We start from the raw sequence: 16,502 nt of genomic DNA on the forward strand, positions 1-16,502 counted from the left end.
GGCCTTAAAGATGCAGACTTCTTACAAAGCGGACAGCCTGACTCTAGCCGGAGCCGTCGCGATGGGAACCGGTGTCATGATCGGCGCCGGGATTTTCGCATTGACCGGTCAGGTTGCAGAGCTGTCCGGGCCGCTATTCCCGCTCGCTTTTTTGTTGGCCGCCGTAATCAGCGGCTTCAGCGCCTACACCTACATCAAGGTTTCCAACAAATACCCTTCAGCCGGCGGGATCGCGATGATCCTGAAGAAAGCTTATGGATCGGCCACCATTACCGGCGGCGCGGCCTTGCTTATGGCTTTCTCGATGATCATCAATGAAAGCCTCGTGGCGCGGACCTTTGCCACTTACACGCTGCGACTGTTCGATCTCGAAAACACAGAGATACTGGTACCAGTCTTGGCGCTGGCTCTGATCATCTTTGCTTTCCTGGTCAATATTGCCGGGAACCAGATCATCGGTGGTCTGTCGAAGATCGCCGCTATCGCCAAGATCGGCGGTATTCTGGTGTTTGCGACTCTGGTGTTGTGGGCCGCCGGATTTAGCTTTCAGCCTGCAGCAGCCGGCATTGCCGAAGAGACGTCCATAACGGGATTTCTGGCCGGCGTCGCGCTGGCCATCCTTGCCTTCAAGGGCTTCACAACGATCACCAACAGTGGCGGTGAAGTGAAAAACCCGAACCGGAATGTTGGCCGCGCGATCATGATCTCCCTGACGATTTGCCTTGTCGTCTACATGCTGGTCGCCTTCGCAGTGGGATCGACTCTCTCGATCAGCGAAATTGTACAGGCGCGGGACTATTCTCTGGCCGAAGCCGCTCGTCCAGCTTTTGGCGATGCGGGCATCTGGTTCACGGTCATCATTGCCATCATCGCGACGGCTTCCGGTGTGCTTGCCAGCATTTTTGCGGTCTCGCGCATGATCGCAATGCTGACAGACATGAAGCTAGTCCCGCACAGGCATTTTGGCATGCCCGGTAACATTCAATCACACACACTTGTCTACACCGTTGTCGCAGCGGGCACCTTGGCCGCATTTTTTGATCTCGGCCGTATCGCTTCAATGGGGGCGATATTCTATCTCGTCATGGACGTGATTATCCACTGGGGCGTTCTGCGCCGGTTGCGGGCAGATGTCGGCGCCAATCCTGTCGTATTAATCTGCGCCATTCTCTTTGATCTCATTGCGCTCGGAGCTTTCCTCATGATGAAGGCGATGAGCGATCCCGCCATCATTTTAATCTCGGCAATGGGGATCATCGCCATCTTTGTCTTTGAAAAATACTATCTGTCACGGCGCCGTGAAAACGATGGTGCCAGCGAGGCCAACCGTCATGGCTAAGATCAGCCTGTTCGAACAATTGGTCTATGCGACGCTGGGTAGGCTGATGGCGCGCTCGGCGCAAATAACATTGCTCTCGCGGGAACTGAAATTTGAAAATGGCGCGGTCGGACGCTGGCTCAAACCGGACATCGATCGCTATCGGCAGGCGGCCAGCCGCAAAGCCTTCGAGTTGCGTGACATTGACGCCCCGCGACCCGGCATTCTTGGTGGCAAGATCATGGTCGAAATGACCGTGCAGACAATGGCAAACTACCGTGCATTGCGAAATGCAGGCATTGAACGCGCCTGTGCAATACAACTTGTTGCTGACATTGTTTGGAGAATTTATTCGAGCATGCTCAGGCTGTATTCTTGGCCTTTCCGATTAACGACGCGCGATCCTTCAAGGCGAATTAGCCGAACGATCAAAGCCTTATTGTGGTTCCCTTTCAATGCACCCGGTGCGCCAGATTACGCCGTTCAACATTGGGAGAAAAATGGCAATACCTACACCCATTTCACGCACTGTCCGCCGCAGAGTTTCGTTCGAGCACTGATCACTTCTGAAGGCGATCATGGTGAACTGAACGCCTTCCGTGAGAGCTGGTGTCGATATGACTGGCCCGGCGCTGACATTCTCGCAGACGATGGCTTGCGCGGCCATTATGAGCGTCGTCAGACGTTGTCGCACGGCGATGGCGTTTGTGACATGTGCTGGCGGGGACGTGTAAAGCGACGCGCTGTCGAGACCCAGCAGCCAGTTTGAGGGAATGAACCCGTCATTGCGTAATCCTCCATTCCGGTGGTGTGGAGAGATAATTGACGGTTCGCAGCTTTCTGAGCGCACTTGTGCTGATATTGGCGATTGGCGTGACGGATCCAATTGCGATGGCTCAACCGCCTGGCGAGCGCGCTGAATCTGACAGAACTCCTGAGGTCGTGAGCGATGTGCCGTCGGGCGTGGTTGAGCCGCATGACGATGCGGGAACGCCGCCCCACGAACATGGTGAAGCAGGCTCACCTGACAACCTCGGACGCACGGCGCATGGACATGATGTTTCTGCAGCTGTGACGGACCACAACGGTTCAGAGCTGGAAGCGCGCGCGACTGACGGTCACCACGCTGGTGAAGATGCCGGTGTTACGGCAGACCACCATGGCATTGGTGCGGAGACGGGTGGTCACGCTCATTGGGGCGAGGATGGACCTCAGACCGGTCTGGACCGCGCTATAGCCAGGACTGGCGCTCTGCATACTGTTGCAGTTCATTTTCCCATCGCTCTGATTCTTGCTGCCGTTCTGGCGCAGGCGCTGGGCTTGATAACCGGTCAGGCCACTTATTCTGCCATTGTTCGTTTTCTGGTATGGACCGCCGCCTTCGGCGGACTTGCCGCTGGAATATTGGGCTGGGCACATGCCGGGCCTATCGCATCGACCGAGGTAGGCATCATGTCCTACCATCGCTGGCTTGGCACCACCCTAACCATAGGTCTCTTTATCACAGCAGGCGCGGCAGAGTGGAAACATCGCAGCGGACGGCCGGTCGCAGTATTAGTGTTGACAGTGCTGCTTTTTGGCGCGGCCATTGGCGTAGCGGTCAACGGGTTTCTAGGCGGCTCTCTGGCGCATGGCGGCCTGGCCCATCTGATGGGCAGTTAGAACGCTGTGTCTGTTTATCCAGCCGATCTTCCATCGCTTACCCGGCTCCGCTTTTTTGCGGCTCTGTGGGTCGTTTTCTACCATTGGCGCGAGCCCTGGGCGGTGGATGTCGATGCGGTCACGGCTCTTTTCGCGATGGGCCGTTTCGGCGTTGATCTGTTCTTTATCCTGTCAGGTTTTGTGCTGGCGCATGTCTATCTTGCGGCACGTGAAAAAGGACAGTTCGACTTCCCGAAATTTATCATTGCCCGGTTCGCCCGCATCTATCCGCTACATGTCGCCACGATAGCGCTGCTTGCGCTGGTGGCTTTGGGAGCCTGGCTTATAGGCATTCCATTTAGTCCGCAGGATTTTCCAATTGCGGATCTGCCCGCCAATTTTTTGATGGTCCACGCGTGGGGATTTGCCCCCAACTCCGGCTGGAATGGTCCGTCTTGGTCAATCAGCGCCGAATGGTTCGCCTATCTGGCATTTCCCGCCTATTTGATGATTGCAATTGCTTTGGCCAAACGACCCATCATTTTGGCCGGGATCGCATTCGCGTCCTTTCTTATTTTCGATCAGATTCACCAAGCCCTGTTTGGTGAAAGCCTGCCGATGGCAACAGAGCGATTTGGCGTTCTGAGGATTATCCCTGAATTTCTGATCGGGATTGCCATTTACCGGCTGGGTTGTCGCTTCCCCCTCGGCCGGAATACAGCCTTGGCAGCCTTTGCGGTGAGCCTCATCGTGTATCTGTTGGCGGCACATTGGGCCTGGGACGACCGCATCATAGCGCTTCTTGGGGCACCGCTTATCTACACATTGGCTGAGTTGGACCGACGTGCCCAGACGGTGCCCGAGAGGGACCCTGTACGGTACCTGGGCGAGATATCCTATGCGATATACATGCTTCATGTTCCGTTCTTCATGATCGCGTTCAATCTGTTCCAGGATGTTTTTGGTCTGATCGACGAAACCATTTCGACCATTTCTGTTTTGGCAATGCTCGCAGCGATGCTGGCAGCGTCCAGCGTGACTTATGAATGGCTCGAGAAACCCTCAAGACGCGCCATACGCCGATGGGGCGACGCTTGGCTCGCAAATCACCGCGCGAAATCAGTCGCGCGCTCACAAGGAGACTGAAATGTCAAAACTCTTGGCTCAAGCCTTGGCTGTTGGTCTGTTCGCGACAGCTCCTGCGTTTGCCCACGAAGCGCATGATGTCGAGGCGGCGCTTGAGGCTTATTCCGGAGCGCTAGCGGCGGAAGATGTCGCGGGAGCGGAAGCCTGGGTGTTACCTGATGGCGAGGACTTCACGATTTTTGAGGGCGCAGGCACCAATTTCGGATGGGCAGATTACCGGGATCACCACCTGGCACCAGAATTTGCTGCCGAGGGCTTTGATATCGACGTGTATGACTGGAATGACTACGACATCATGATTGACGGCGACCTGGCAGTCGCAACGTTTACCATCCGCATGGAATATGTGTCGCATGGCGAAGCCCGTGAGCGGGACGCGCATGGAACCGCAATTCTGATACGGACTGAAAATGGTTGGCGATTGCGCCATCTTCATACATCCTAGGAGGTCTGCAAGATGACAAATAATCTGATCGATCGACGCCTCGGCGATATGGCTGCGGCGAAGCCAGAGATCGACGAGGAAACGTTTTCCGCCGCGGTCTGGCAGCGCATACACAGCCGTCCAAACCCATGGCGCGTGCTTGTTGAAGGCTTACAATCTGTCAGCCCAGGTGTTGCATGGCGGGCTGCGCCGGCGGCGTTGGCGCTCATTGTTGGCAGCGTGTCAGGTGCCGCGATGGCAGCGGGTCGCGATGTCGATGCCCTGGACGTGTTCTCGAGTCATGCGCCATACGCGATCTCGGCATTGGCAGATCTGCCGAAAGAAGACTTGTGATGCTTCGCGCAGGTCTGGTCGCCGTGGTTCTCGGCGTTATCGGTGGGCTCGCCGGGGTCTGGATGGGCACGACGCTGTTTGCAGCCGATCAGGATGAGACACCCAGCCTCCATACCATTGTCCATCATGAGTTACACCTGTCGGCCGAGCAAGACGCACTTATTGACGAGCTGGAAGCCGCCTTTGCCATTCGGCGCAATGCGCTGGAAGCACAAATGGCGGAAGCGCGTCAGGCCATGGGTGAGGCATTGCTGGAAGATCAGGAGCTGTCCGATGAGGTCTCCATGCATGCTCAGGCGATCCACACCGCGATGGGTGAGCTCCAGGTTGAGACGCTAAGGCACATCTTGGCGATGCGGGCCGTACTCACCGACGACCAACGCGCATCCTTTGACATCAAACTGGCAGATGCATTTGATGCCGGAAGGTGATGCGCTGCAGTCCGATGGCAATGCCGTTGATGCTGACCTCGTAGCGCAGGCTCGCAATGGCAGAAATCAGGCCTTCGATTTGCTCATGCGGCGCCACTCGCCCATGGTCGTGCGGTATCTAACACGTGTTCTCGGGAACGTGGAGGATGCCCATGATGCCGCTCAAGAGACCTTTGTTGCCTTGCATCGCAATTTGCATCGTTTCGACCCAAGCCGTTCTTTCGTGGCCTGGCTATTTCATATGGCGCGCAACAAGGGGCGTGACGCCTTGAGAAAGCGAACGGCCATGCGCTGGCTGGGCGGCGAAGATTCAATGGAGCAGTATGCAAGCAAGGCACCTGCACCGGATATCGAAGTTTCCGACCGGCAGTCGCTTGAGCAAGTCGAAGATGCAATCCGGGACCTGCCCGAAGGATTGAAAACCCCGTTACTGTTGTCCGCCATTGAGGGCCTGTCTCATATGGAAATCGGCACAGTCATGGGGCTGACACCGAAAGCCGTTGAAGTGCGGATTTATCGCGCAAGATCCAGATTGCGTGATTCAACTGCAGAGAAAGGTGAGGGCGCCGATTAGCCCTCACGTAGTCAGACATAGTTTGCGCCTGCCGGAGTTGCCGGTTTCTTCCTCCCCCTGGTTCAAACCGAACCGGTGGCGCAAACACCAATTTAAATGGAGCCTCGAATGAAAAACCTTCTAATGACGTCCTTTGCCGTATCAGCTTTCCTGGCGTCGCCGATTGCTTTTGCGGACAGCCATGGGTCACACGACCATCATGCGACAGAGCCAGCCCCGACCCAGGAAGAGTGTCGCGCTATGCACGACAATATGATGGCGCTTCATGATGACAGTACCGATGAGAACGATGGGAATATGCCCGAAATGTCCGATGGGGATCATGAACGCATGATGGCCTGCCACGCGATGATGGAGAACATGGATAATGGCCACCACGGCGAGGGCGACATGTCAGGCCACAGCGATATGCACAATGACGGTGCGCATGGCGACCACCACGGCAATCACGAGATGGGCGCCGATGACGACAATCCATCTCATGACCACGACTAGGCGTCGCAGCTGCTAGGTTTTTCCGGCGGTGATGTGCCGCCACTGGTCCTTGGGGGCGCATCAATGACATCTCTATTGCGCTGGACAATCCGCATTCACAAATGGCTCGCACTGATCGTCGGCATCCAGATCATTCTCTGGGTGACCGGCGGCGTGGTGATGAGTATCATTCCGATTGAGACGGTTCGCGGCGAGCACAACATCGCTGAAGTCATTCCCGTCGAGCTGAATACCGGAAACCTCATCTCTGTCGACGAGGCGGTCGATGCAGCCTCGCCGCCCAGTGGCCTGTTGGAAGCCCGGCTGCAACACTGGCATGGGCGGGCTGTCTGGAATGTCATTGCTAGAAATGAAACCAGCCAGCTGGTTGACGCGGCGACGGGTGAATTACTCACCCCGATCAATCGGGAACGCGCCATCGAATTGGCGCTGGCCGATTATGCGGGTGAACCCCAGATTTCAGCCGTTGAGTATTTCGAAGAGCCGACTTGGGAATACCGCCGCACTGGGCCTTCATGGCGCATTTCCTTCGCCGATGGCGAGGGGACGCGAGTTTACGTGTCGCCGGAAACGGGGTTGATCACAGCTCGCCGCAATGACGCATGGCGGTTTTACGATTTCTTCTGGATGCTCCACATCATGGACTATCAGGAGCGCGAGAACTTCAACAACCCGCTCGTGATTACCGCGGCCCTGTTGGCGTTGGTGACGGTGTTCGCCGGACTAATTCTACTGATTCTTCGCACACAGAGATTGCTCAGGATGGCACTCGCCCAGCGTTCGATTTCACGCGATTAGCATGCCGGGCATCACCGATTCCAAGACTCTACATTTCTATGTTGCTGAAAGAGCGTCGATAACAGCGCAATCGGGCGTGTTTCCGCGATGGCATTGGCGGGTGATTTTTGTCAAATCGCGTTCAAGTTTTTCGAGGTCATTGATCTTCGCCTGAATAGTTAAAATGTGCTGTTCAGCCACGTGGGCAATCTCGTTGCAGGAATAATCACCGCTGTTGATTGTTTCGAGTAGGCTACGAACATCGCCGATGGAAAACCCAAGCTGCCTCAATCGCAGAATAAATCGCAAGCGGTCAGCATCTGCTTTGTCGTATAATCTGTGCCCGCTGGTGGAGCGATTAGTAGGCCCGATCAATCCAATGTTTTCATAGTATCGAATTGTTTCAATGTTGCAGCCGAGCGATTGGGCCAGCTGTCCGCGTTTGAGGGCATCTCTCATTTTTGTGATCAAGCTTCCAGAATTTATACCTTGTGCCTGTACTAACTACAGGGCGTAAGAGTCCTTTATGTCAAGGGACACATCATCATCGGCCAAAGCCATACCGTTTCTCCACGGAGGAGGTGTTTTCGGCAGTTTTCTGGCTTTGATCGGAGCGTCCTGCTGTGTTGTACCGATCCTGCTGGTACATCTGGGTGTGGCGACCAGCCTTGTCGCAAAGCTGGCTTGGTTGACTCGGATACAGCCTGTCCTGTTCGGCATATCGACATTTATCCTTATCGTAGCTGCTTTGCTGGCCCTCCATCGTGGCAGCGCCCGATGGATGTTTTGGGTCTGGTGGAGTGTCGGTGCCCTTTTCCTGATCATGACAATGCTCCTTCCATTATATGAATTCCAGTTACAACGAGCGCTTTTGGAATGGATGAGAGGATAGATGAGCCAATCACCGCCGACATTCGGGTTTGCTGAGAGCAACACCATTCAGCCGCCGGGTCCGATTGGCCGTTTTGTACGAGCCATTCTCGCTTTTGGGTCGCTATACTGGGTCTTTGAAATTACGCGCCAAGGCGAGTTGTGGACCCTCACACACCCGTATACCTTGCTCTTCACACTGATGGCGCTTTATCTGACGCCCTACGCAGTCAATATAGGTTTCGGGGTGAGATTGGGCTTCTGGCCGAGAATTGTTGCAATCGCTGGAATCGGACTGGTTGCCATTTGGGGGTGGAATCAAAGCGGAATCTGGACATCGCAACCCCTGTGGTGGGCAGTTTTAGCCCTGAATATCTATGTCTTTTCTCATCTTGGCATTTCATTCGCTCTGTCCGCACTTTTCGGGACGCAGGGGTGCGAGATGCGTTCTATTCCAATCCTGCTTGGAAGGTTATCCGGGCGGCCCGCACGCGATCATCATTGCCCCGGCCCGATTGGCCAGCTTGATAGGTGGGAAGCTTCCATATGGTCGGGCAACCGCAATGAGTGACCAGCAGCGTTTGGCGATGGAAATGATTTTCAAGTCAACTCTGACATGCCCTGAATGCGAGACCATTCACCCGGATTTACTCATGCCAACGGACGCATGCCAGTATTTCTGGGACTGTCCCTCCTGCAAGATGGTCATCAAGCCGCTCGCTGGCGACTGCTGCGTGTTTTGTTCCTATGGGAGCGTTGACTGCCCACCCATCCAGTCTGGCACTTGTTGCGAGTAATCGAGCGGTCACAGTCCTTGATCAACCCAAACGGCAGGCTCGACCGTTCATTCCGTTATTTGTGGAAGAATCGATGCAAGGGTACGAAGACGATGGCGATAAACCAGCCGTAGGAGAAGGCCCCGATTGCGCCGAACAGGAACCCTGTTGGGGTCAGCCACTCGAAACCGGGCAATAAGGGCGCCCAGGCTTCATGCATGTGAAATTGTTGTGGAGCGAGCAATCCAAAGCCGACACAAGTCACGAATGTGATCAGCAAGAATGTCGACAGGGTGAGCCCAAGCGGAATAATGCGCATCGGCGCACGAGTTGGTTCAGACATCAGATAAGTCCCCTAATCGCTAAGTTCTCATCCACTTACGAATAGCGGGGCGCGAACCCTCATTCCGCGTGATAACAGTCATCGTGAGGGGTCTTATGCTTGGCGGCGTATTACCTTGTGTCAGCATGTGGGGAGACGGCGTTATAATTACGTCCACAATCGGGAGCGCGTTCACCGGACGCGATAATCGGCTCACTCTGATACGCTTGGTGTTGGCAACAGCCGTTATGATTGAACACATCTTTGTGGTACCGCACGGCATTGCAGGCGGTCCGTTCGTCGCAATTCATGGCTGGTCAATTGGCTATGTTGCCGTGAATGGGTTCTTCATTCTCAGCGGATTTCTAATAGCGGGCAGCCTTGAGCATCGCGCCAATGTAGCGAGCTACACGGCGTCGCGCGTGCTTCGCATTCTTCCGGCTCTGCTGGTACTCGCGATCAGCTCCACGCTGCTGATCGGGCCAGTTGTGACGACCGCAAGCATGCCCGAGTACTGGACCAGCGCACAGACTTGGCTCTATCCGGTCAATGTCATGCTGTTCATGGACACGTCGCAAGGTCCGCTGGGGGTGTTTGGCAACAACCCGGCGCCTGGAGAATTTTCCGCCACACTCTGGACACTGCGCTATGAAGTGCTGGCCTATATTGGCGCGGCCGTGCTGTTTTTTGCCGGTTTTGCCCGTGGCTGGCGGGCCTATCTATTTTTGCTCGTCGTAGCGACGGCCGGATATCTGGTGATCAAATTCTACTCGCCCGATATTCCGGTGATCATAACACTGACCTTGCGGCTCGGAACGGCCTTTCTGCTCGGCATGCTGATGTATTCGGCAAGGCACCGATTACCGCTTCTGCCGATCGTTGCCGTCTTCGCGTTGCCAATCTGGTATTGGATGGGATCATCGCCGCTGGCCGAGACATTTCTGAATCTTGGCCTGGCGTCGATATTGTTCTGGCTAGCGTTTTCAAAGCTGGGGGGGCTGCCGACTTTCGCGAATATGCCGGATTGGTCCTACGGGATCTATATCTGGCACTATCCGGTCATGCAGACGCTCTGGCATTTTGACTTGGCTCGCACGCCATTGGGCCTGTTTCTTTGGTCTGTGCCGCTTACCTTTTTAATCTCGGCGCTGTCGTGGCACTTCGTCGAGAAGCCGGCGTTGTCATGGAAACAAAAGTTTCGAGATCAGAATGCATCGTGTCGGAGGTTATAACATAATGTATTCGTTGCTTGTTACTGTGAATTCACGCGTCGTATACATACGAGTATGAATTTAGGCGTCAAAATTTTGTTGGTCACCGTAGCATTCTTCGCGTTGGCAAGCGAAGTCGCAAGTTCAGCTGCGCCTGACCACGATCATCATTCGGATGAGAGATTTGTCGAGATTGATGTAGGTCAATCTGAACCGGCATCATCGGCACACGCCGCCCATATGTGCGTTGCGTGCCATAACTTGATGGACCCCCGCGCGGGCTTTGAGGCTTCTATTGAAGTTTCATCAACCCCATCATTTGTTTTTCCGGACGTCCGATTCAGGACGCGAGCTCTTGAGCCGCCGTTTCAGCCACCGATTGAGATTTCAGCCTGACAACTTTGTCGAACTGAAACCAACAATCGGAATTACACTAGATGAATTCAACATTTATCGCCCGGCCAAATTGGCTGGGGCGGATGACCATGGCAGCAGTCCTGCTGGCCTGGATCTCCATAAGCTCTGCCGAGGCGCAATCCGCTTCTGCAGTCCCATTCACCTTATCCGATGCGCTGAACCTCGCATTGGAAAACAACCCAATCACCGATGCAGCGCGCGAGGAAATACGCGCCGCCGAATCCGACGCTCTACAAGCCGGGCTGTGGGACAATCCCATCCTGGGCGCAGAAATAGAGGAATTTGGTTCTGATCGTGGAGGTCTCGGCGACGCCGATACCACATTGTCGATCAACCAAACAATCCCGCTAGGCGGCGATCGCGGACGGGCTCGCGATGCGGCGAGCGCTTGGGCGCGAGCAGCAACGGCAGACTTAGCGCTTCAACGTACCCGCCTTTTAGCAAGTACTGCTCAGGCCTACGTTGACGCCCAGGCGGCGTCAGAAACTCTCTCTCTTCGTACAGAGCTTCTGGAAATCGCGAATAATTCCGCAGAGGCAATACGTTCGCGTGTTGACGCCGGCCGCGCGTCTCCAATTGAACGCAACCGCGCCGAAATGCTTGTCGGGTTGGCGACAATCGCTGCCAATGATGCTGAAAGTGCTCAAGCCGCAGCCAACGATCAGCTTGTGGCAATTTGGTCTGGCGACGCCTTCAGTGAAGAGCTCACCTCGCCACTACAATCGCTTGATCTCAGCGCCTTTGCGGACGCAAACCCGGTTGAATGGATTTCGAACAACCCCGGACTCATTCAACTTCGAGCCATAACACGAGCTCGTGGCCTAGAAATTCGACGCGAACGCGCAGAAGCCATTCCTGATGTGACTGTGGGTGCAGGGGTGCGCCGGTTTGGCGCCACCGACGAGACGGCTTTCGTCGCAACGCTTGAAATTCCAATTCCTATCATAAACAGAAACCAGGGCGGTGTCGCTGCGGCAGCCTCGCGAGAGACTGCAGCCCGATTAAACGAAGAAGTCATGCGCCGGTCATTGATCGCGCAATATGCTGCATCAGCTGGTCGCTTTGCACGCGCTCAGTCGACCTACACACAACTCAATCAAAATATCCTCCCGGCGTCTGAAAACGCATTATCAGCAGCTCAAGAGGCCTACCGCGAAGGCGCCATGGATATCCTCAATTTCCTGGATATCCAGCGTTCCTATTTCAATGTTCGAGTTGATCTGATCGCCGCCCGTGCCGAGTTGGCGCGTGCGGCTATCGAACTCGATGCAATAGCTGGTGCGCCTCAACTTACTCGACTGGTCCAAACGACCTCAGAGGAGGCAGCACAATGACCAAACATAAAATCAATCTATTGCTGATTACGGCCAGCGCACTGGCGCTCGCAGCGTGTTCTGCCGAAAGTCCGGGTGAACAAGACCAAAATAGCGAACCATCTGCCGTTGCAAGCAACATCGAAACTGAAACTAGCCACGACGACAATAGCGACGATGATGGGCATACTGATTCAGAAGATGGCGACCATGATGAGGCGGTCGAAGTTCACCTCGACGCAAGCCAGATATCTGAACTTGGTATCGTCGTCTCGGCTGTAACAAGTGGGCCAGTCGATGGGATTTTGGAATTGCCTGCAGAAGTGGGTTTTGATCAAAACCATCTGGCTCATGTTTCGCCACGCGTGTCCGGCATCGTTAGCAGTGTGAACGTAACCGAAGGTGATCGCGTCAATGCTGGCGATATTCTCGCGGTTTTGAATAGTCGGTCACTTGCAGATGCCAAGGCGGCCTATCTTTCGGCGCGGGCAAGATTGGATCTTGCAGAAAGCTCCTTTGAACGCGAAGAGCGCCTTTGGGAACGTCAGATTTCAGCCGAGCAAGATTATCTCAACGCGAGACGGGCGCTCGAGGAAGCACGAATTGAGGTTCGCAGTGCCGGTCAGCAGCTGGACGCTCTTGGTGTTGATGTTGCCACTCTGCCTCGGATGGTTGCGTCGTCAGATATTTCGCTAACCCGATATGAGCTGACTGCACCGATCGCCGGAACAATTATTGAGCGCCATGCTGTTCTTGGTGAGGTTCTTACCGAAGGCGCACAGCCGCCAGCCTTTATTGTCGCTGACACTGATTCTGTTTGGGTCGATGCTGCGATTTACGGCGCCGACCTGGGTCGACTTCGTGCTGGAGCTGCAGTTTCTATTGATCCGGGCGACGGAGGCCGACCAATCGAGTCGACGATTGATTTCGTGAGTCCTCAAATCGGCGAACGAACACGAACGGGTAGAGCTCGAATTGTCATCGACAATCCCGGCGACCGTCTGCGTCCAGGCATGTTTGTAACCGTGATTGCGGCTGCGTCTGACGCGCAGCCTACGTTACGCGTACCGGTGTCGGCGCTTCAAACCGTTGAAGGTGAATCCGTTGTGTTCGTTCGAACCAGTGATGGATTTGAGGTTCGCCATGTTCAGATCGGACGGCGTTCGGATCGGTATGCAGAAATCCTGTCTGGCGTTGCGATTGGCGAAATGATCGCCACGACCGGAACATTTTCTTTGAAAGCCGAATTGCAGAAAGAGGAGTTTGATGATGGACACGCACACTAACTCTTCACAGCAAGTTTCTGGTTTAACCGGCCTGCTACATCGAATAGCGGGGGGAAGACTGCTCGCTGCACTCGCATTTGCATTCGTACTCATTGGAGGGATCGTCACATTCAGGTCGATGCCTGTCGATGCGTTCCCGGATGTCACACCAACACTTGTGCAGGTGTTTACAGAGACGGAAGGCCTCGCCCCGGAAGAAGTCGAACGATACGTCACGTTTCCGGTTGAAACCTCCATGAATGGATTGCCTCGGCTTCGAGAAGTGAGATCGACATCGAACTTTGGTTTGTCCGTCGTCAACATCTATTTTGAAGATGGCGTCGACATATATTGGGCGCGCCAACTTGTCGGAGAACGCCTTCAGCAAGCCCGAGAAGAAATACCCGAAGGGTTTGGCGATCCAGGTATGGGGCCGATCACGACCGGCCTAGGCCAAATTCTCTTCTACTTCCTCGAAACGTCGGATGAAAATCTTGATGGCGTTCAGTTGCGGACGTTGCAGGATTGGCAGGTCAAATTTGACCTTCAAACCGTCCGAGGTGTCACCGAAGTTCTATCGCTTGGAGGTTTCGAACAGCAGTATCAGATCAATGTTCGACCCGAGGCATTGTTGAGATACGAGCTGTCCATCGAAGATATCGTAACGGCTGTTGAGTCCAACAATGCCAATGCCGGAGCTCAGTTTTTGATCGAAAACAGCGAGCAATATACGGTTCGTGCGGTCGGTCTGGCTCGGGGCATTCATGACCTTTCAGATATTATCGTGAAAGTCGAAGATGGTGTGCCGGTGCGTGTTCGCGATATCGCGAGCATTGAGATCGGCGGCGCGCCTCGGCAAGGCATGGCGACCATGGATGGTCAAGGCGAAGTGGTGGCCGGCCTGGTTCTCAAACTCCTTGGTGCAAATACCAACGAAGTGATCGCCCGCGTTCATGACCGCCTTGATCGGATCAACGAAACATTGCCGCCAGGCGTGAGGGCTGTTCCCTACTATGATCAGTCAGAACTGGTCGGGGCTGCCGTGGGCACCATGACCACGGCCTTGTGGCAGGGCGCGCTACTCGTTGCCATCATATTGTTCCTCTTCCTGCGAGGATGGCGACCTAGCCTTATTGTCGTGGCTTCAATCCCGTTTTCAGTGGGTTTTGCCTTGCTCGCAATGCAGCTCTTTGGCGTATCCGCCAACCTGATGTCACTAGGTGGAATCGCTATCGCTATCGGGATGATGGTCGATGGTGCGGTTGTGATCGTTGAAAACGCAAACCGTATCCTGACCGCTTCGAAAGAGGGCGAAGACAAACGCGCTCTTATCGCTGGCGCATGTGCGGAAGTCTTACAGCCGCTCATCTTTGCAATCCTGATTGTGGTGATTGTGTTCGTCCCAATTTTGACGTTGGAAGGCGTCGAAGGAAAAACGTTCCGACCACTGGCGTTCGCTGTTGTTTTTGCGATGGCAGGATCATTGGTGTTCGCCGTGCTTCTAGCACCGGCTGCATCTATGCTCGGCTTGAAAATTGGCAAAAAGTCATCGGGTGAGGATGAACCTGATTTCTACGAACGCCGGTTTGCACCTTTGGTACGCCTCTTCGTTCACAAGAGATGGGCAGCACTCACGCTAGCAGCAGCAATGCTGCTTGTTGGCGGTGCGATATTCCCGCGATTGGGCTCTGAGTTTACGCCTCGCATGAACGAGGGTGATTTTCTGGTCCGGTTGACCATGGCGCCATCTATCTCGTTGCCGGAAGCCCGAGAAACGGTAACGCGCTTTGAGCAACAGCTACAATCCAACTTCCCTGAGGTTGAGCGCATCGTCACGCGTATTGGCCGCGGCGAGGTTGGTGCCCACGCAGACCCGGTAAACAGTGCGGAGGCCTTCGTGGCGCTTGCGCCGCGCGGTGAGTGGGAATCTGCCCGGACACAAGATGCGTTGCTTGCGATGATGAGCGAAAGCTTTGAATCTTTTCCGGGGGCTCGCTTTAACTTCACGCAACCGATTGCAGCAGCAACCGACGAACTGCTGACAGGTACTAAAGCGGACTTGGCGATCAAGTTGTTCGGAGAGGACATGTCGGTCCTTGAGGAATACGCGGCGCAAATCGCAAATGTCATCCGCGATATTGCCGGTTCGGCTGATGTCCAGACAGATCAGGTGACCGGTGCTCCGCAGCTTAGGATTACCGTCAACAGGGAAGCGATCAGCCGTTATGGCCTGAACGTAGAAGATGTTTTGTCAGTGGTTCGAACAGCGATTGGTGGCTCGCAAGCTGGGCAGGTATTCGAAGGTGTCCGACGCTTTGACATCATCGTCCGTTACCGCGAACAAGATCGGGTGAATGCCGAACGCATCAGTCGTATCGTATTGAATGGCCCAGAAGGAGAAATCATACCCCTCGGCCAGGTCGCAGCCATTGAACGTATCGAGGGGCCTCGGCAGATCACGCGTGAGAATGGCCAACGGTACATTGCCATTCAAACCAATGTCCGCGAACGCGACATAGGCTCGTTCGTCCGAGAAGGGCAAAATGCCGTTGCCGAAAATGTCGCGTTACCGCTAGGGTATTTTATCGAATGGGGCGGTCAGTTCGAACTTCAGCAACAAGCAAATGCGCGTTTCGCTGTCGTCATCCCAGTCACACTGGGTGTCGTGTTCCTCTTGCTACTTTTCAGCTTTGGACGGCTCAAAAGCGCACTCTTGATCATCGCCAACATCCCGTTGGCGCTGGTCGGTGGTATCGCGGCGCTGTGGCTAACGGGTCAGAACCTATCGGTTCCAGCTTCCGTTGGCTTTATTGCTCTCTTCGGCATTGCCCTAGGTAATGGCATGGTTTTGGTCTCATTCCTCGACCGCTTCGCAAAGGAACGCTCGGACGTTGACGTGTTCAGCGTTGAGGCCGCGGTTCGTCGTGCTCAGCCCGTCTTGATGACCGCGACGACTACGGGCCTAGGCTTGATGCCGTTGCTTTTTGCGTCCGGCATCGGCTCGGAGGTTCAACGACCTCTCGCAGCCGTTGTTATTGGCGGGTTGGTAACGTCGACCATTTTGACGTTGCTGGTTCTGCCAGCCGTCTACAAATGGTTTGCGCCACACCCACAAGGTCTTGGTCCCGACAACGTGAAAGCTAGCTGAAGGCATTTCTGGAAATGGCA

18 protein-coding genes are annotated in these 16,502 nt (G+C 54.9%); 16 read left to right on the top strand and 2 right to left on the bottom strand.

Features of this window, described 5'->3' with window-relative positions; all coding sequences use genetic code 11:
• Positions 1 to 10 precede the first annotated feature (10 nt).
• From ACO08C_RS08995 to ACO08C_RS09040, 10 genes are all read left to right on the top strand, one after another.
• Positions 11 to 1,339, top strand: coding sequence for an APC family permease (locus ACO08C_RS08995; RefSeq protein ID WP_421785026.1), 1,329 nt, complete (start codon positions 11 to 13; stop codon positions 1,337 to 1,339).
• The gene (locus ACO08C_RS09000; protein ID WP_421785028.1) at positions 1,332 to 2,087 is read left to right on the top strand and encodes a hypothetical protein; all 756 of its coding nucleotides are present in this window, start codon (positions 1,332 to 1,334) and stop codon (positions 2,085 to 2,087) included. The genes ACO08C_RS08995 and ACO08C_RS09000 overlap by 8 nt, the downstream gene beginning before the upstream one ends.
• 53 nt (positions 2,088 to 2,140) lie before the next feature.
• On the top strand, positions 2,141 to 2,980 hold the full coding sequence (locus ACO08C_RS09005) for a DUF2231 domain-containing protein (RefSeq protein ID WP_421785030.1): 840 nt from the start codon (positions 2,141 to 2,143) through the stop codon (positions 2,978 to 2,980).
• Between the two features lie 6 nt (positions 2,981 to 2,986).
• Positions 2,987 to 4,105: an acyltransferase family protein gene (locus ACO08C_RS09010; RefSeq protein WP_421785032.1), complete on the top strand. Its 1,119-nt coding sequence runs from the start codon at positions 2,987 to 2,989 to the stop codon at positions 4,103 to 4,105.
• Between the two features lies 1 nt (position 4,106).
• Complete coding sequence (locus ACO08C_RS09015) at positions 4,107 to 4,550, top strand: YybH family protein (RefSeq protein ID WP_421785034.1); 444 nt, start codon at positions 4,107 to 4,109, stop codon at positions 4,548 to 4,550.
• A 12-nt stretch (positions 4,551 to 4,562) separates the two neighbouring features.
• Positions 4,563 to 4,883, top strand: coding sequence for a hypothetical protein (locus tag ACO08C_RS09020; RefSeq protein WP_421785035.1), 321 nt, complete (start codon positions 4,563 to 4,565; stop codon positions 4,881 to 4,883).
• Positions 4,883 to 5,314 (top strand): periplasmic heavy metal sensor, encoded by a 432-nt coding sequence (locus ACO08C_RS09025; RefSeq protein ID WP_421785037.1) that lies wholly within the window; start codon positions 4,883 to 4,885, stop codon positions 5,312 to 5,314. The genes ACO08C_RS09020 and ACO08C_RS09025 overlap by 1 nt, the downstream gene beginning before the upstream one ends.
• On the top strand, positions 5,301 to 5,888 hold the full coding sequence (locus ACO08C_RS09030) for an RNA polymerase sigma factor (RefSeq protein ID WP_421785039.1): 588 nt from the start codon (positions 5,301 to 5,303) through the stop codon (positions 5,886 to 5,888). The genes ACO08C_RS09025 and ACO08C_RS09030 overlap by 14 nt, the downstream gene beginning before the upstream one ends.
• 108 nt (positions 5,889 to 5,996) lie before the next feature.
• Positions 5,997 to 6,383 (top strand): hypothetical protein, encoded by a 387-nt coding sequence (locus ACO08C_RS09035; RefSeq protein WP_421785041.1) that lies wholly within the window; start codon positions 5,997 to 5,999, stop codon positions 6,381 to 6,383.
• A 63-nt stretch (positions 6,384 to 6,446) separates the two neighbouring features.
• Positions 6,447 to 7,181 carry a PepSY domain-containing protein gene (locus tag ACO08C_RS09040; RefSeq protein ID WP_421785043.1) on the top strand — a complete coding sequence of 245 codons (735 nt, stop codon included), beginning with the start codon at positions 6,447 to 6,449 and terminating at the stop codon, positions 7,179 to 7,181.
• A 36-nt stretch (positions 7,182 to 7,217) separates the two neighbouring features.
• On the opposite strand, the gene ACO08C_RS09045 is transcribed toward ACO08C_RS09040, so the two are convergent.
• Positions 7,218 to 7,619 (bottom strand): MerR family transcriptional regulator, encoded by a 402-nt coding sequence (locus ACO08C_RS09045; protein ID WP_421785045.1) that lies wholly within the window; start codon positions 7,617 to 7,619, stop codon positions 7,218 to 7,220.
• Between the two features lie 433 nt (positions 7,620 to 8,052).
• On the opposite strand from ACO08C_RS09045, the gene ACO08C_RS09050 reads away from it, so the two are divergent.
• Together ACO08C_RS09050 and ACO08C_RS09055 are read left to right on the top strand one after the other, a co-directional pair.
• Entirely contained in the window at positions 8,053 to 8,601 is a 549-nt protein-coding gene (locus tag ACO08C_RS09050; protein ID WP_421785047.1) for a hypothetical protein, read from the top strand.
• A 16-nt stretch (positions 8,602 to 8,617) separates the two neighbouring features.
• Positions 8,618 to 8,827: a GDCCVxC domain-containing (seleno)protein gene (locus ACO08C_RS09055; protein WP_421788686.1), complete on the top strand. Its 210-nt coding sequence runs from the start codon at positions 8,618 to 8,620 to the stop codon at positions 8,825 to 8,827.
• A gap of 55 nt (positions 8,828 to 8,882) precedes the next feature.
• Here the strand turns inward: ACO08C_RS09055 and ACO08C_RS09060 are convergent, their stop codons facing one another.
• Entirely contained in the window at positions 8,883 to 9,149 is a 267-nt protein-coding gene (locus ACO08C_RS09060; RefSeq protein ID WP_199288387.1) for a hypothetical protein, read from the bottom strand.
• 227 nt (positions 9,150 to 9,376) lie between these two features.
• Between ACO08C_RS09060 and ACO08C_RS09065 the strand changes: the two genes are divergently transcribed.
• The 4 genes from ACO08C_RS09065 (at position 9,377) to ACO08C_RS09080 (ending at position 16,482) form a co-directional block, all read left to right on the top strand.
• Positions 9,377 to 10,360 (top strand): acyltransferase family protein, encoded by a 984-nt coding sequence (locus ACO08C_RS09065; protein WP_161539491.1) that lies wholly within the window; start codon positions 9,377 to 9,379, stop codon positions 10,358 to 10,360.
• A 416-nt stretch (positions 10,361 to 10,776) separates the two neighbouring features.
• Positions 10,777 to 12,090 (top strand): TolC family protein, encoded by a 1,314-nt coding sequence (locus ACO08C_RS09070; RefSeq protein WP_109261374.1) that lies wholly within the window; start codon positions 10,777 to 10,779, stop codon positions 12,088 to 12,090.
• Positions 12,087 to 13,355, top strand: a complete 1,269-nt coding sequence (locus ACO08C_RS09075) for an efflux RND transporter periplasmic adaptor subunit (protein ID WP_109261373.1) — start codon at positions 12,087 to 12,089, stop codon at positions 13,353 to 13,355. Before ACO08C_RS09070 ends, ACO08C_RS09075 begins: the two co-directional genes overlap by 4 nt.
• On the top strand, positions 13,339 to 16,482 hold the full coding sequence (locus ACO08C_RS09080) for an efflux RND transporter permease subunit (protein WP_421788688.1): 3,144 nt from the start codon (positions 13,339 to 13,341) through the stop codon (positions 16,480 to 16,482). The genes ACO08C_RS09075 and ACO08C_RS09080 overlap by 17 nt, the downstream gene beginning before the upstream one ends.
• Positions 16,483 to 16,502: the final 20 nt, after the last annotated feature.

The organism is Hyphobacterium sp., from assembly GCF_965229905.1.
Taxonomy (GTDB): Bacteria; Pseudomonadota; Alphaproteobacteria; order Caulobacterales; family Maricaulaceae; genus Hyphobacterium.

What these genes read in the sequence shown, in the direction of transcription:
- ACO08C_RS09015 (WP_421785034.1), top strand. Translation starts at nt 4,107, where the DNA reads ATGTCAAAACTCTTGGCTCAAGCCTTGGCTGTTGGTCTGTTCGCGACA.
- ACO08C_RS09060 (WP_199288387.1), bottom strand. Translation starts at nt 9,149, where the DNA reads ATGTCTGAACCAACTCGTGCGCCGATGCGCATTATTCCGCTTGGGCTC.
- ACO08C_RS09080 (WP_421788688.1), top strand. Translation starts at nt 13,339, where the DNA reads ATGGACACGCACACTAACTCTTCACAGCAAGTTTCTGGTTTAACCGGC.
- ACO08C_RS09000 (WP_421785028.1), top strand. Translation starts at nt 1,332, where the DNA reads ATGGCTAAGATCAGCCTGTTCGAACAATTGGTCTATGCGACGCTGGGT.
- ACO08C_RS09075 (WP_109261373.1), top strand. Translation starts at nt 12,087, where the DNA reads ATGACCAAACATAAAATCAATCTATTGCTGATTACGGCCAGCGCACTG.
- ACO08C_RS09020 (WP_421785035.1), top strand. Translation starts at nt 4,563, where the DNA reads ATGACAAATAATCTGATCGATCGACGCCTCGGCGATATGGCTGCGGCG.
- ACO08C_RS09040 (WP_421785043.1), top strand. Translation starts at nt 6,447, where the DNA reads ATGACATCTCTATTGCGCTGGACAATCCGCATTCACAAATGGCTCGCA.
- ACO08C_RS08995 (WP_421785026.1), top strand. Translation starts at nt 11, where the DNA reads ATGCAGACTTCTTACAAAGCGGACAGCCTGACTCTAGCCGGAGCCGTC.
- ACO08C_RS09045 (WP_421785045.1), bottom strand. Translation starts at nt 7,619, where the DNA reads ATGAGAGATGCCCTCAAACGCGGACAGCTGGCCCAATCGCTCGGCTGC.
- ACO08C_RS09055 (WP_421788686.1), top strand. Translation starts at nt 8,618, where the DNA reads ATGGAAATGATTTTCAAGTCAACTCTGACATGCCCTGAATGCGAGACC.
- ACO08C_RS09035 (WP_421785041.1), top strand. Translation starts at nt 5,997, where the DNA reads ATGAAAAACCTTCTAATGACGTCCTTTGCCGTATCAGCTTTCCTGGCG.
- ACO08C_RS09030 (WP_421785039.1), top strand. Translation starts at nt 5,301, where the DNA reads ATGCCGGAAGGTGATGCGCTGCAGTCCGATGGCAATGCCGTTGATGCT.
- ACO08C_RS09065 (WP_161539491.1), top strand. Translation starts at nt 9,377, where the DNA reads ATGATTGAACACATCTTTGTGGTACCGCACGGCATTGCAGGCGGTCCG.
- ACO08C_RS09070 (WP_109261374.1), top strand. Translation starts at nt 10,777, where the DNA reads ATGAATTCAACATTTATCGCCCGGCCAAATTGGCTGGGGCGGATGACC.
- ACO08C_RS09025 (WP_421785037.1), top strand. Translation starts at nt 4,883, where the DNA reads ATGCTTCGCGCAGGTCTGGTCGCCGTGGTTCTCGGCGTTATCGGTGGG.
- ACO08C_RS09050 (WP_421785047.1), top strand. Translation starts at nt 8,053, where the DNA reads ATGAGCCAATCACCGCCGACATTCGGGTTTGCTGAGAGCAACACCATT.